The 15275-nt window shown below is 50.8% G+C and carries 14 protein-coding genes and 1 tRNA gene; all 15 read left to right on the top strand.

Annotated features, from left to right (window positions below; genetic code table 11):
• On the top strand, window positions 1-99 hold a 99-nt coding region (locus tag CVU69_13620; protein PKN11208.1), incomplete at its 5' end, for a hypothetical protein.
• Between the two features lie 68 nt (window positions 100-167).
• A complete protein-coding gene (gene rpmG, locus CVU69_13625; protein PKN11209.1) occupies window positions 168-317 on the top strand; it encodes a 50S ribosomal protein L33 in 150 nt (49 codons plus the stop codon).
• Between the two features lie 28 nt (window positions 318-345).
• Window positions 346-422, top strand: a tRNA-Trp gene (locus CVU69_13630).
• Window positions 423-462: 40 nt separating this feature from the next.
• The gene (locus CVU69_13635; GenBank protein PKN11210.1) at window positions 463-648 is read left to right on the top strand and encodes a preprotein translocase subunit SecE; all 186 of its coding nucleotides are present in this window, start codon (window positions 463-465) and stop codon (window positions 646-648) included.
• A 16-nt stretch (window positions 649-664) separates the two neighbouring features.
• Window positions 665-1198 (top strand): transcription termination/antitermination protein NusG, encoded by a 534-nt coding sequence (locus CVU69_13640; protein PKN11211.1) that lies wholly within the window; start codon window positions 665-667, stop codon window positions 1196-1198.
• Between the two features lie 37 nt (window positions 1199-1235).
• Entirely contained in the window at window positions 1236-1661 is a 426-nt protein-coding gene (gene rplK / locus CVU69_13645) for a 50S ribosomal protein L11 (protein PKN11212.1), read from the top strand.
• A 60-nt stretch (window positions 1662-1721) separates the two neighbouring features.
• Window positions 1722-2423 carry a 50S ribosomal protein L1 gene (locus CVU69_13650; protein ID PKN11213.1) on the top strand — a complete coding sequence of 234 codons (702 nt, stop codon included), beginning with the start codon at window positions 1722-1724 and terminating at the stop codon, window positions 2421-2423.
• A 190-nt stretch (window positions 2424-2613) separates the two neighbouring features.
• Window positions 2614-3132 (top strand): 50S ribosomal protein L10, encoded by a 519-nt coding sequence (locus CVU69_13655; protein ID PKN11214.1) that lies wholly within the window; start codon window positions 2614-2616, stop codon window positions 3130-3132.
• Window positions 3133-3191: 59 nt separating this feature from the next.
• Complete coding sequence (locus CVU69_13660) at window positions 3192-3566, top strand: 50S ribosomal protein L7/L12 (protein PKN11215.1); 375 nt, start codon at window positions 3192-3194, stop codon at window positions 3564-3566.
• Window positions 3567-3650: 84 nt separating this feature from the next.
• On the top strand, window positions 3651-7757 hold the full coding sequence (rpoB, locus tag CVU69_13665) for a DNA-directed RNA polymerase subunit beta (GenBank protein PKN11216.1): 4107 nt from the start codon (window positions 3651-3653) through the stop codon (window positions 7755-7757).
• Between the two features lie 101 nt (window positions 7758-7858).
• Window positions 7859-12040, top strand: coding sequence for a DNA-directed RNA polymerase subunit beta' (gene rpoC / locus CVU69_13670; protein PKN11217.1), 4182 nt, complete (start codon window positions 7859-7861; stop codon window positions 12038-12040).
• A gap of 122 nt (window positions 12041-12162) precedes the next feature.
• The gene (locus CVU69_13675; GenBank protein ID PKN11218.1) at window positions 12163-12534 is read left to right on the top strand and encodes a 30S ribosomal protein S12; all 372 of its coding nucleotides are present in this window, start codon (window positions 12163-12165) and stop codon (window positions 12532-12534) included.
• Between the two features lie 33 nt (window positions 12535-12567).
• A complete protein-coding gene (locus tag CVU69_13680; GenBank protein ID PKN11219.1) occupies window positions 12568-13038 on the top strand; it encodes a 30S ribosomal protein S7 in 471 nt (156 codons plus the stop codon).
• A gap of 29 nt (window positions 13039-13067) precedes the next feature.
• Window positions 13068-15146, top strand: a complete 2079-nt coding sequence (fusA, locus tag CVU69_13685) for an elongation factor G (protein ID PKN11220.1) — start codon at window positions 13068-13070, stop codon at window positions 15144-15146.
• A gap of 21 nt (window positions 15147-15167) precedes the next feature.
• Window positions 15168-15275 (top strand): hypothetical protein (locus CVU69_13690; protein ID PKN11221.1); only part of this gene is annotated, 108 nt, incomplete at its 3' end.

Genomic DNA, 15275 nt, shown 5'->3' on the forward strand with positions numbered 1-15275 from the left:
CTGATCACCCCGATTGCGATGGACAAAGAACTGCGCTTCGCCATTCGCGAAGGTGGTCGCACTGTCGGCGCGGGTGTCGTTGCCGAAATTATCGAGTAACAGCGGCTTATTAAATCTCAAATCGCCTTGCTCTCCCACCAGGAAGGGGCAAGGGGAGGAACTGACAAATGCGGGACATTATTACCCTCTCTTGCACTGAGTGCAAGCAACGTAACTATACAACAACAAAAAACAAGAAGACGACTCCGGACAAGCTTGAGTTTAGCAAGTATTGCCGATTCTGCAGAAAACATACACCTCACCGTGAAACAAAGTAGAATTGGGTGTCTCCTTGAGTTTGATTGCAGGCCAGTAGCTCTAACGGCTAGAGCACCGGTCTCCAAAACCGGGTGTTGTGGGTTCGAATCCCTCCTGGCCTGCCAATTTATATTGACCACAGTCCTCACAAAGGGGTTGTCATAGATGCTCTCAAAAACTTCTGATTTTTTAAAGAACGTACGTGAAGAGCTGAAGAATGTCACTTGGCCTGAGCGTAAAGATGTTAAAGCATCGACAGTTGTCGTTATTGCGTTAGTTATCGTCTCAGCTGTTTATTTTTGGATTGTTGATTCAGCTCTGGCGTTATTAATTCGCTCGATGCTGAATTGATCGAAAGAGGCTGTCCATGAGTATGAAATGGTATGGCGTCCATACTTATTCAGGTTTTGAAAATCGGGTAAAGCTCTCTTTGGAAGAACGGATTCGCTCTCTGGGCGCGGAAGAGTTCTTCGCAGAGGTCTTGATCCCATCTGAAACTGTTGTAGAACTCAAGCAGGGAGAGAAGCGGACTTCCCAGCGGAAATTCTTTCCTGGCTATATACTTGTCAAGATGGAACTTAACAACGAAACATGGCATATCGTCAAGGATACACCGAAGGTCACCGGCTTTGTCGGTGGGACCACCAATCCACCGGTTATCAGTGAAGAAGAAATTTTAAAGATTACCAACCGGATGGCTGAAGGTGTCGAACGACCGAAGCCGAAGGTGGAATTTGAAGTTGGGGAAACAGTTCGTGTGATCGATGGTCCTTTCCTTAATTTCAGTGGTGTAGTCGAAGACGTAAAGCCCGACAAAGGAAAACTCAAGGTCATGGTAAGTATCTTTGGCCGTGTAACTCCGGTAGAGCTTGAATTTATCCAAGTAGAAAAAACCAGCTGAAGCTGTTTAGAAACGCGCACCACACAAGGAGTTGTAGATGGCTAAGAAGATCATCGGAATGGTAAAGTTGCAAGTTCCTGCCGGCAAGGCAAACCCCTCGCCGCCTATTGGCCCTGCCCTCGGTCAGCACGGGGTCAATATTATGGAATTTTGTAAGTCTTTCAACGCAAAGACGCAAGGAGAAGAGCCGGGAATGATCATTCCGGTGGTAATAACGATCTATGCAGATCGCTCCTTTACTTACGTGACCAAAACCCCGCCCGCATCGATCTTGTTGATCAAGGCTGCCAAGATTCCTAAAGGGTCGGGCGTGCCGAACAAAAACAAGGTTGGTAATGTGACCAAGGATCAAGTGCGTGAGATTGCGAAGTTGAAGTTGCAAGATCTTAACGCCTTTGATCTCGAAGCTGCTGTACGTACGATTGAAGGGACCGCCCGCAGTATGGGGATTGAGGTCGTTTAATCATTTTCGTGTAGCGTTTACTTCTTTCAATACCCAGCGGGTAATACCGGAGTGCAGAAAATGGCAGTCGCAAAGAAACATGCTCAGGCCAAGGCGAAGATCGATAAAGACACAGCCTATGGCGTCGATGAAGCCTTGACATTGGTCAAGGAAGTTGCTTTCGCCAAGTTTGACGAAACAGTAGAAGTTGCTGTCCGTCTCGGCGTTGACCCGCGAAAGGCCGACCAGATGGTCCGCGGTGCAGTCGTTCTCCCGAATGGCCTCGGCAAGACTGTACGTGTTCTTGTCTTTGCTAAAGGAGAAAAAGCCCTTGAAGCCCAGACCGAAGGCGCTGACTATGTCGGTGCAGATGAGTTGGTCGCCAAAATTCAAGCCGGTTGGTTCGAGTTTGATACCGCAATTGCCACCCCCGACATGATGGGGACAGTTGGTAAGATCGGTAAGTTGCTTGGTCCGCGTGGTTTGATGCCGAACCCGAAAGTCGGTACGGTCACCTTCGATGTCGCCCGCGCAGTCAACGAAGCGAAATCCGGTAAGGTTGAGTATCGCGTCGAAAAGGCCGGGATTGTTCATGCCGGTATCGGCAAGGTCTCTTTCGGTGTTGATCAGCTTAAAGGAAATCTTCTTGCGTTGCTGGATGCCCTCATGAAGGCCAAACCCCAGACTTCCAAGGGGACCTACATGAAGAAGGTCACTCTGACCAGCACCATGGGACCGAGCGTGAATCTCGATGTCCCGGCCCTGCAGGCACAAGTTAAATAAAGAGTTCGTGCTCTGCTTCTGCAGTTCACATTTTTGCTCCCGGTCAAAGACAGCAGGTTCGCCGTCTGGCGTTTAATGGAAGTCCACCTGCCGAGGCTATCGAACAAGAGCGACATGAAAAGTCGTTTCTCGCACCTCAGACTGGGGGAGGGCAATATGCGCCCCATTCTTGAAGAAAGGAGGAGAGACGTTGAAAAAAGAAAATAAAGCTCAAGTCGTTGCTGATCTTGCGGCGAAACTTGCAAAGAGCAAGTCAACCTTTCTGGCAGATTATCGCGGATTGACAGTTGAACAGGTTAATGCCCTGCGTGGCGCACTCCGGAATAGCGGAGCCGAATACAAAGTTGCCAAGAATACCCTGTTGCGCCTTGCTGCTAAAGGGACAGCTTCTGAATGCCTTAATCCATTGCTGGCAGGTCCGACGGCGATTGCGATCGCATCAGGGGATCCGGTGGCGACAGCCAAGGTCATGGCGGATTTTGCCAAGATCAATGCCAAGTTTGAACTTAAGGGCGGCGCCTTGGATGGTAAGCTTTTGTCGGTCAATGACATCAAGGCGCTGGCAGAATTGCCGAGTCGCGAAGTTCTTCTTGCCCGCATGCTCGGTTCGTTCAGTGCCCCGGCGACGAATTTCGTTGGTGTCCTTGCTGCTGTGCCGCGTGCGTTTGTTCAGGTCCTTGCCGCATACAAAGACCAAAAAGCAGCCTGACAATCAGGCTCATAATTACTCAATTTTTCGCGAAAAGCGCATAGAGGAGACTACAAGTCATGTCAATTACTAAAGAGCAGGTTGTTGAATTTATCGAAAAGATGTCCGTCCTTGAGCTCGCCGAGCTGGTTAAAGAACTTGAAGCCAAATTCGGCGTCTCTGCCGCTGCCCCGGCTGTTGCCGCTGCTGCCCCGGCCGCTGCCGCTGCTGCAGTTGAGGAGAAGGACGAGTTTGACGTCATTCTAACTGATTCCGGCGACAAGAAGATCAACGTTATCAAAGTTGTTCGCGCTGTAACCGGTCTTGGCCTCAAAGAAGCTAAGGATCTGGTTGATGGTGCCCCCCAGACTGTCAAAGCCGGCGTTAGCAAGGCCGAAGCCGCTGAACTCAAGAAGCAGCTTGAGGAAGCCGGCGCCAAGGTTGAGCTCAAATAGGTCCCTGCCGAATGGTTCAATTCCTAGCCAAGGTCGCCCGGCGCGACCTTGGCTATTCTACTTTCGTCACCACAAGGAGTCATCATGGCTTATTCGATCGCGAATAACCAGCTTCTGAGGAAACACTTCGCCTTAAGCAAAAAGATCATCGATATCCCAAACCTCATCGATATCCAGAAGAATTCGTATAAACGTTTTCTTCAGGCGGAACTTCCTCCCTCCGCGAGGCAGATCATCGGTCTCGAAGCGGTTTTCCGGTCGGTCTTTCCGATCCGTGACTTCACCGATAGTTGTTCTCTCGAATATGTGTCGTACACGCTCGGTACACCGAAATATGACGTTGAGGAGTGCCATCAGCGCGGCATGACCTTTGCCTCTCCGGTCAAGGTCCGCGTCCGCCTGGTCTCCTGGGATGTCGACAAGGAATCCGGAGTTCAATCGATTCGTGACATCAAGGAACAGGAGGTCTACTTTGGCGAGATTCCCTTGATGACCGATAATGGTACTTTTATCATTAACGGTACTGAGCGGGTCATAGTCAGTCAGTTGCACCGCTCTCCGGGGGTCTTTTTCGACCACGACAAAGGAAAAACCCATTCGAGCGGGAAAATTCTTTACAGTGCCCGGATTATCCCTTACCGCGGGTCCTGGCTCGATTTTGATTTTGACCACAAGGATATCCTCTGGGTACGGATCGACCGGCGTCGCAAGCTGCCGGCCACGGTACTGCTCAAAGCACTTGGTTATTCGACCGAAGAGCTCTTGAATTATTATTATAATACGGAGACTCTGCTCTTTGAGGGAGATGTCTATCGCAAGCGCGTCAACATTGAACTCCTTGCCGGCCAGCGCTCCGCTGCTGATGTCGTTGCCAGTGATGGTGAAGTCATCGTCAAAGCGAACCGCAAGTTTACCAAAGCAGCGATCAAGAAACTCGCTGAAAAGGGCATCGAGATCATTGATATTGATGAAAATGAAGTCCTGGGTAAAATTGCTTCCACCGATATTGCCGATCCGGCGACCGGCGAGCTTCTGCTGGAGTGTAACCAGGAGATTACCGCCGATAAACTTGCCCGCATCCGCGCCAGCGAAATCCGCGAGATCAAGGTTCTCTTTATCGACAATCTCTATGTCGGTTCATATCTGCGTGAAACATTGCTGCAGGACCGCATCGATTCCCCGGAAAATGCGATTATCGAGATTTATCGTCGCCTTCGTCCCGGTGATCCCCCGACCGTCCGAAGTGCAACGACACTTTTTGAAAGCCTCTTTTTCAACGCCGAGCGTTATGATCTCTCTCCAGTCGGGCGACTCAAGATCAATTACAAACTTGGACTGGCGACGCCGCTAGATCATACGACACTGACCAAGGAGGATATTCTCCAGGTTGTGCGTTATCTGATCGATTTGCGCAACGGTAAGGGGACGATCGACGACATCGATCATCTCGGTAACCGGCGGGTACGGGCAGTCGGTGAGTTGCTGGAGAATCAGTATCGGGTCGGCCTTGTACGTATGGAGCGCGCGATCAAAGAGCGCATGAGCTTACAGGACATCGATAGCTTGATGCCGCACGATTTGATCAACTCCAAGCCTGTCTCGGCGGTTGTCAAAGAATTTTTTGGCTCATCGCAACTTTCTCAGTTTATGGATCAGACTAATCCGCTTTCTGAGATTACGCACAAGCGGCGTCTTTCGGCTCTCGGACCTGGCGGTCTGACCCGTGAGCGTGCCGGCTTTGAGGTACGTGACGTCCATCCGACCCACTATGGACGTGTCTGTCCGATTGAGACTCCAGAGGGACCGAATATCGGCCTGATAGCATCACTCTCGACTTATGCCCGTATCAACGAGCATGGTTTTGTCGAGACTCCCTATCGCATTGTCCGTGACGGTGTTGTGACCACTGAAATTCGTTACTTCTCTGCTCTGGAGGAAGAAGGCCATGCGATTGCGCAGGCCAATGCTTCGCTCAATGAAGATAGCACCTTTGTCAATGAGCTTGTTAACGTCCGTAATACCGGGGAGTTCATGCTCATCGACCGTGCAGAGGTTGAGCTCATGGACGTTTCGCCGAAGCAGTTGGTCTCGGTGGCCGCGTCTCTGATTCCGTTCCTCGAAAATGACGATGCCAACCGCGCCCTGATGGGTTCGAACATGCAACGTCAGGCTGTACCGTTATTGCGCGCCGATGCTCCTCTGGTCGGTACCGGCATGGAGCGGATTGTTGCCCATGACTCCGGTGCTGCGGTGGTTGCCCGGCATAATGGTGTCGTTGAAAGCGTCGATGCTGCTCGCGTTGTTGTCAAAATCGATGAAAATGAAGTCGATGAGATGGGGACCGGTGTCGATATCTATAACTTGATCAAATTTATCCGTTCCAACCAGAATACCTGCCTCAACCAGCATCCGATCGTCAAGGTCGGGGACAAGGTTCGGCGTGGCGAGATCATTGCCGATGGTCCTTCGACACAGTGGGGGGAGCTGGCTCTTGGTCAGAATGTGGTCGTCGCGTTTATGCCGTGGGAAGGATATAACTTTGAGGATTCAATCCTCATCTCCGAGAGGCTTCTGCAAGAGGATCGTTATACCTCCATTCATATCGAAGAATTTGAATGCGTGGCGCGGGACACAAAGCTGGGCAAGGAGGAGATCACCGCTGATATTCCCAACCTCGGCGAAGATGCTTTGGCCGATCTCGACGAAAGCGGAATTATTCGTATCGGTGCAGAAGTGCTGCCGGGTGATATCCTGGTCGGCAAGATTACGCCGAAAGGAGAGACGCAACTCTCTCCCGAGGAAAAGCTTTTGCGTGCAATCTTTGGAGAAAAGGCCGGCGATGTCCGCGATACTTCATTGCGCGTTCCTCCAGGGGTTGAAGGTGTTGTCATCGGCGCCCGAATCTTCTCACGCAAAGGTGCAGACAAAGATAGCCGTACTGATTCGATCGAAAGGGCTGAAATAGAGAAGTTGCTCAAGGATCAGGACGATGAAGTACGCATCATCCGTACTTCATCGAAAAACAAGTTGGCGGCTCTTCTTGACGGGCAGACAGTAGCCAACTCAATTGTGACCCAAGATGGTCAGACTATTATTGGTAAAGGGAAAAAGATTACAGCCACCGCCCTTGAAATGCTCCCTTTCCGGCAATGGCGTGAACTTTCTCTGCTCAATGCAGAAGAGATTGAGGAAAAGGTTCTGCATCTTCTTGCTCGTTTGGCGGAACGCGAAGATCTGATCCGTAATGTCTTCAGCGATAAGATTGAAAAGCTCAAGCGTGGCGATGATCTCCCTCCAGGGGTGATCAAGATGGTCAAAGTATATATTGCCATCAAAAGAAAACTCTCGGTTGGTGACAAGATGGCCGGTCGTCACGGTAACAAGGGTGTGCTTTCCCGTATTCTTCCCGTGGAGGATATGCCGTATATGGTTGATGGTACTCCGGTGGAGATCGTTCTTAATCCACTTGGCGTCCCTTCCCGCATGAATGTCGGGCAGATTCTTGAGGTCCATCTCGGCATGGCGGCCCGCGGTCTCGGTTTGCAAATCCAGAACTATATGGATGAACACTACCACCCGGACAAGTTGCGGGAGCAGATCAAGAGTTCTTATGGCCAGGAGGAAATGACCGACTTCATAGATACACTCGATGATGACGACATCCTGACTCTGGCAAAGCGCTTGGCAAAAGGTGTTCCTATGGCCTCTCCGGTCTTTGAAGGGGTCAATGAAGAACAGATGAAGAATGAGATGGTCAAAGCCGGTATGCCGGAAAGCGGTCAGATGACCCTTTACAACGGCAAGACAGGCGAAGCCTTTAAAGAGAAGGTTACAGTCGGGATTATGTACATCCTTAAACTGCACCATCTCGTCGATGACAAGATACACGCCCGTTCGATCGGCCCTTACAGCCTGGTCACCCAGCAACCTCTCGGTGGCAAGGCTCAGTTCGGTGGACAGCGACTTGGGGAGATGGAGGTATGGGCCCTCGAAGCTTATGGTGCGGCCCATGCACTGCAAGAGTTCCTTACCGTCAAGTCTGATGACGTAGCGGGGAGAACCAGGATATATGAGGCGATCGTCAAGGGGAAACATACTCTTGAAGCCGGCCTTCCTGAATCATTCAACGTCTTAATCAAGGAACTCCAGTCACTCTGCCTCGATGTCGAGTTGCTCGAGGAAGAGGAATAAGTGCGCTTTGTCTCTGCTGATTACACTGGTTAGGTGCGATCAGCAGGGACAAACGTTTTGACACGTATAAAAACAACCAACCATCCCACAAGGAGGATGCCTTGGAAGATATCTACAGTCTCTTTGAACGCCCGAAGGATCCGTTAAGTTTTAACTCTATTCGTCTCTCGCTCTCCTCGCCGGAGAAGATACACGAGCGTTCCTTCGGAGAAGTGAAAAAACCGGAGACGATTAATTATCGGACCTTCAAGCCGGAACGCGATGGGCTCTTTTGCGCTAAAATTTTTGGTCCAACCAAAGATTACGAGTGCAATTGTGGTAAATACAAGCGAATGAAACATCGCGGTATTGTCTGTGAAAAGTGCGGTGTTGAGGTTATTCCGAGCAAGGTTCGGCGTGAGCGCCTCGGGCATATTGATCTGGCTTGCCCGGTCGCTCATATCTGGTTTTTGAAGTCGCTGCCGAGTCGTATTGGCACTCTTCTGGATATGACGCTGAAAGAGTTGGAGAAAATTCTTTATTTCGATGCCTATGTTGTCATTGACAAAGGCGATACCTCCTTGATCAAGGGACAGTGCCTCTCTGAAGAGAAGTATGTCGAAATGATGGATGAGTTTGCTGGTCAGTTTACGGCCGGCATGGGGGCGGAAGCGATCCGTGATTTGCTCAGTGGTCTGGATCTCGAAGGTCTTGGTATTTCTCTGCGGCAGGAAATGCGCGAAGCGGTGAGCGAAGCAAAGCGGAAAAAAGTTTCCAAGCGCCTCAAGGTAGTTGAAGCTTTTCGTGAGAGCGGTAATCGTCCGGAATGGATGATTCTGGAAGTCCTCCCGGTTCTCCCCCCGGAGTTGCGTCCTTTGGTCCCTCTTGACGGTGGACGCTTTGCCACGAGCGACCTGAACGACCTTTACCGCCGCGTCATTAACCGTAATAACCGCTTGAAGCGACTCCTCGAATTGCGCGCGCCTGAAGTTATCATCCGGAATGAAAAGAGGATGTTGCAGGAAGCCGTTGATGCCCTCTTTGATAATGGACGGCGGGGACGGGCGATTACCGGACCGAACAAGCGTCCTCTGAAATCGCTCTCCGACATGCTCAAAGGGAAGGGTGGCCGTTTCCGCCAGAACCTTCTCGGCAAGCGCGTCGATTATTCCGGTCGCTCAGTTATCGTGGTCGGTCCGGAACTGAAACTGCATCAGTGCGGCCTGCCGAAGAAGATGGCTCTGGAACTTTTTAAACCGTTTATCTATAACAAACTCGAAGAGCGTGGTCATTGCACTACGATCAAGAGCGCCAAGAAGATGGTGGAGAAGGAAAAGCCGGAGGTCTGGGACGTCCTTGATGAAGTTATCAAGGAACATCCTGTCATGCTCAACCGCGCACCAACTCTGCATCGTCTCGGCATTCAGGCTTTCGAGCCGATTCTGATCGAGGGCAAAGCGATCCAGTTGCACCCCTTGGTCTGTACTGCCTTCAACGCGGACTTTGACGGTGACCAGATGGCAGTTCATCTGCCTCTGTCGATTGAGAGCCAGATTGAGGCTCGCGTCTTGATGATGTCGACGAACAATATCCTTTCTCCCGCCAACGGCAAGCCGATCATTGTGCCGTCGCAAGATATGGTTCTCGGGATCTATTACATGACCCGCGAACGGCCTTTTACTAAAGGGTCGGGAAAGATCTTTTCCTCTCCTGAAGAAGTGCGCATTGCTTATGACGCCGGGGAAGCCGATCTCCAGGCCAAGATAAAGGTTCGTCTTGTTCCGGCCTTTGGTACGCCGCAAGAGATAGTTGAAACGACTGTCGGCCGTGTGTTGTTAAGTGAAATTCTCCCGGTGCAAATTCCCTTCATGCATGTGAATCGGGTCATGACCAAGAAACATGTTGCCGATCTTATCGACATTTGTTTCCGGCTTGCCGGAAACAAAGAGACAGTCATTCTTGCCGATCGCCTGAAAGACACCGGCTATCGTTTTTCCACGATTTCTGGTATCTCGATCTGTCTTGATGATATGGTCATTCCGGCTGGGAAGGAAGAGCGGATCACTGCCGCCGTCACCGAGGTGAAGGAGATTCAGTCGCAATATACCGAAGGTCTGATCACCGACGGCGAACGTTACAATAAGGTCATCGATATTTGGGCAAAATGTACGGAAGACATTGCACAGACGATGTTGGGCAATCTTTCCGTCGACGAACTTGTCGATCCGGTCAGTGGTGAGACAGTTAAAACTACATCCTTCAACGCAATTCACATGATGGCGGATTCGGGGGCGCGCGGTAGCGCTCAGCAGATCCGGCAGCTCGCCGGTATGCGCGGCTTGATGGCTAAGCCGTCCGGAGAGATTATCGAAACCCCGATTACGGCAAACTTCCGTGAAGGTTTGACGGTTTTGCAGTACTTCATCTCCACGCACGGTGCCCGTAAAGGCTTGGCCGATACAGCACTTAAAACGGCAAACTCAGGCTATCTGACCCGTCGTCTGGTCGATGTTGCTCAGGATGCCATTATCAGTGAAAGCGACTGTGGTACCTTCGACGGTATTCTTGTTTCTTCGCTCACTGAGGGCGGAGAGGTTATCGAGCCGCTGGGGGATCGTATTCTCGGGCGTGCCGCCCTTGATGATGTTCACGATCCGGTCACCGGCGCTATCCTGGTCGAAGCTAATCAGGAGATCGACGAAGACCTGGTCAGCCGCATTGATGAGGCCGGCATCGAGAAGCTTAAAATTCGTTCGGTCCTTTCCTGTCAAAGTCGTCGCGGTATCTGCGCCACTTGCTATGGTCGTGACCTGGCGCGTGGACATATGGTTAACCTTGGAGAAGCTGTCGGCGTCATTGCCGCACAATCCATTGGTGAGCCGGGTACTCAGTTAACGATGCGTACCTTCCATATCGGCGGCACGGCATCACGGCGCGCCGAGCAGACTTCTCTGGAAACTCGTTTTGAGGGCAAAGTTAAGTTTATCAACCTCAATACAGTTGTCGATGCTCAGGGTTATTTTGTCGTTATGAATCGTAATGGTGAAGTGGCCATTGTCGATGAGACAGGTCGTGAGCGTGAGCGCTATGGGCTGGTTTATGGCGCCCGTCTGCGTGTCGGTCCCGAAGGTGAAGTGAAAGCGGGAATGCTCCTTGCTGAATGGGATCCGTACACCATGCCTATCCTTACGGAGGTTGCTGGACAGGTTAAGTTCGGCGATATCGTCGAGGGTGTAACGATGGAAGAACAGCTCGACGAGGTCACCGGTTTATCACGTAAGGTCATTATCGAATCGAAGGACGCGGATAGGCGTCCCCGTATTACTCTCAAAGATGCCGAGGGTAAGACCCTGCGGCTTTCAAATGGTGCTCCTGCTCGTTATATGCTTCCGGTCGGCGTCAATATCGTTATCTCTGACGATATAACTGTCGGCGCCGGGGATGTCCTTGCTAAAATTCCCCGTGAAACGACGAAGACTAAAGATATCACCGGGGGTCTGCCGCGTGTTGCTGAACTCTTCGAAGCGCGTAAGCCCAAAGAGTTTGCAATTATATCCGAGATTGATGGTGTCGTTTCTTATGGAAAAGATGCCAAGGGGAAGCGCAAGGTTGTCGTGACCCCTGAGGTTGGTGAGCCGAAAGAATATCTGATTCCCAAAGGGAAACACATCAGTATTCACGAAGGGGATGTCGTTCGCGCTGGAGAAGCGCTGATGGACGGCTCTTCAAATCCACATGACATCTTGCGCGTCCTGGGTGAAAAAGAACTCGCCAAGTATCTGGTCGATGAGGTCCAGGAAGTTTATCGCCTGCAAGGCGTCAAGATTAATGATAAACACATTGAAGTTATTGTCCGCCAAATGTTACGGCGCGTGCGCATCAAAGAGGTAGGAGACAGCAAATTCCTCCTTGACGATCAGATTGAGCGTTGGGAATTTGAAAATGAGAATGATCGGGTCATGGCCAAAGGTGGTCAACCAGCTGTTGGCGAGCCGCTGATGCTCGGCATCACCAAGGCATCGCTCTCGACAGAGTCCTTTATCTCTGCTGCTTCTTTCCAGGAGACAACCAAGGTCTTGACTCAGGCGTCGATTGAAGGTAAAACAGACGCCCTGCGCGGGCTCAAGGAGAATGTCATCATGGGACGTCTTGTCCCGGCGGGTACCGGCGTCTCCAAGTACCGCGGTGCGAAGTTGCTTATCGAGGAGCCGGAAGAGCTTCCTGAGCCACCGGAAGAAGAGATTTTTGAGGACTACGTGGAAGAAGTTGAAGTGTCAGAGGTTGAAGATTTGCCTTTGGAATAATAAAATGAGCTGTCACGAAAAAAGCGCTTGACAAGGACTTGTCAGATTGATAGATTCAGCGGGTTTTCCCCCCAGTAAAACTCGTTCTTTTGAATGGTGAATAAGCAATTCGGGAGTAAGTGATGCCGACAATTAATCAGTTGGTCCGTAAGGGCCGTGTAAGTAAAGTGCAAAAGTCAACGGCGCCGGCGCTGAAGAGTAATCCTCAGAAGCGTGGAGTTTGTGTGCGTGTATATACAACAACACCAAAGAAGCCAAACTCGGCACTGCGTAAGGTTGCCCGTGTGCGTTTGACTAACGGTCTGGTTGTTACCTCGTATATTCCGGGCGTGGGTCATAATCTTCAGGAACACTCTGTTGTTTTGATCCGTGGCGGCCGCGTAAAAGACCTTCCGGGCGTACGTTACCATATTGTTCGCGGATCGCTCGATTTGGCCGGAGTCAAGGGCCGCATGAAGAGTCGTTCCAAGTATGGGGCCAAGCGGCCAAAGTAGCGCAGACTTTAGAGTGGATTTTGAGAGGACGTTATGCCGAGAAGAAGAGAAATTGCCAAGCGCGTGATTCTGCCTGACCCCAAGTATAATGACCGTTTGGTTGCAAAGTTTATGAATGTAATCATGTTCGGTGGCAAGAAGAGTACGGCTGAGGGTATTGTTTACGGAGCTCTTGACCTTGTGGCGGCAAAGATATCGGATAATCCTCTGGATGCCTTCAAAAAAGCTCTGGAGAATGTTCGTCCGGTTGTCGAAGTTCGGTCGCGTCGTGTCGGCGGTTCTACCTATCAGGTGCCGGTTGAAGTGCGTCAAGAGCGTCGTAACGCGCTGGCGATTCGCTGGATTATGATTTATGCGCGCGCCCGTGGCGAAAAGACTATGGCAGAGCGTCTTGCTGGTGAAATTCTTGATGCGTCGAATAATCGCGGCGCGGCTATCAAGAAGAAGGAAGATACTCACCGCATGGCAGAAGCCAATAAAGCCTTTGCTCACTACCGCTGGTAATTGTAGTACTAGCTTGAAGGGATAGAACAGTGCCACGTCAAGTATCACTTGCTATGACTCGTAATATCGGGATTATGGCGCATATCGATGCCGGCAAGACCACAACGACTGAGCGGATTCTCTATTATACGGGGGTGTCGCACAAAATCGGTGAAGTTCATGATGGTGCTGCTACCATGGACTGGATGGAGCAGGAGCAGGAGCGTGGAATAACAATTACATCTGCTGCTACAACTTGTATCTGGAAAGATTACCGCATCAATATCATTGATACCCCTGGACATGTTGACTTCACTATTGAAGTTGAGCGCTCTTTGCGTGTTCTGGACGGAGCTGTCGCAGTCTTTTGTTCGGTTGGTGGTGTGGAGCCTCAATCTGAGACTGTCTGGCGCCAGGCCGATAAATATGGAGTTCCCCGGATTGCATTCATCAACAAGATGGATCGCATCGGCGCCGATTTTACTCGTGGCGTAGAGATGATGCGTGATCGTCTTCGTGCAAATCCTCTCCCTATTCAGATTCCCATTGGTAAAGAAGAAAAGTTCAAGGGCGTCATCGATCTCGTTGAAATGAAAGCAATCACCTGGAACGATGAGTCTCTGGGTGCAACGTTCGATATAGCTGAGATCCCTGCCGATCTTCTTGGCGAGGCAGAAGCCGCGCGCATGGCCATGATTGAAGAAATCAGCAGCCATGACGATGATTTGATGGAGAAGTACCTGCTTGGCGAAGAGTTGACGGTCGAAGAGATTAAGTCGGGTATTCGCCGCGCGACAACTGCTCTGAAGATTAATCCGGTACTTTGCGGCTCGGCTTTTAAAAATAAGGGTGTACAGCATTTGCTGGACGCTGTCATTGACTATATGCCTTCGCCGACTGATGTGCCGGCAATTGCAGGGATAAACCCGGACAATGGTGAAGCGCTGACACGTCCTGCGGATGACAGCGGTCCTTTCTCTGCGTTGGCTTTCAAGATCATGACGGACCCATTTGTTGGTCAGCTTACTTTTTTCCGCGTCTATTCAGGGGTTGCTGAGTCTGGTACAGCAGTTCTTAATGCAAGTAAGGATAAGCGGGAGCGATTTGGTCGCATCCTGAAGATGCACGCAAATAAGCGCGAAGAAATCAAAAAAGTCTATTCGGGAGATATCGCCGCGGCTGTCGGGATGAAATATACCACGACCGGTGACACTCTCTGTGATGAAAAGACCCCGTGTCTGCTGGAGAAAATGGAGTTTCCTGAGCCGGTTATCAGTATTGCCGTCGAACCGAAAACCAAGGCAGACCAGGAAAAGATGGGCGTTGCGCTCGGCAAGTTGGCACATGAAGACCCTTCGTTGCGCGTTCATACTGATGAAGAGACTGGTCAAACTATTCTCGCAGGAATGGGCGAACTTCATCTCGAGATCATTATTGATCGTATGTTTCGCGAGTTTAAGGTGGCTGCAAATATTGGTTCTCCGCAGGTTGCGTATCGCGAGACCATTACTAAGAAGGTTGAGCAGCAGGGTAAGTTTGTCCGTCAGTCCGGTGGCCGCGGCCAATACGGTGATTGCTGGATTCGCATAGAACCTCTTGAGCCTGGATCTGGCTTTGTGTTTGTTGATGAAGTCAAAGGTGGTGTTATTCCCAAGGAATATATCCCTGCCGTCGGAAAAGGTGCTGAAGAAGCTGCTACCAATGGAATAATCGCCGGATACCCGATTGTCGATGTTAAGGTGACCTGTTTTGACGGTTCCTACCATGATGTTGACTCGTCAGAGATGGCCTTTAAAATTGCCGGTTCAATGGGCTTTAAAGAGGGCGCTGCAAAAGCAGGTCCGGTCCTTCTTGAGCCGATTATGAAGGTCGAAGTTGTTGCACCCGATGATTATATGGGCGATGTCATGGGCGACTTGAGTAGCCGCCGTGGACGAATTATGGGCATGGAATCCCGTGGCGGCGCTCAAGTAATTAATGCGCATGTTCCTCTCGCAAATATGTTCGGATACGCAACGGATATGCGCAGTGCAACGCAAGGCCGCGCTACCTATTCAATGCACTTTGATCACTATGAGCAAGTTCCTAAAGCGATTGCAGAAGAGATTGTTGCTAAAGTCAAAGGTTAAGTCAAAAAGGAGATAACGGTCATGGGCAAAGCAAAATTTGAAAGAAACAAACCACACGTCAATGTTGGCACGATCGGTCACGTAGACCACGGGAAGACAACTCTGACGGCAGCAATCACCAAAGTTATG

The organism is Deltaproteobacteria bacterium HGW-Deltaproteobacteria-4 (genome assembly GCA_002841765.1).
GTDB lineage: Bacteria > Desulfobacterota > Desulfuromonadia > Desulfuromonadales > UBA2197 > UBA2197.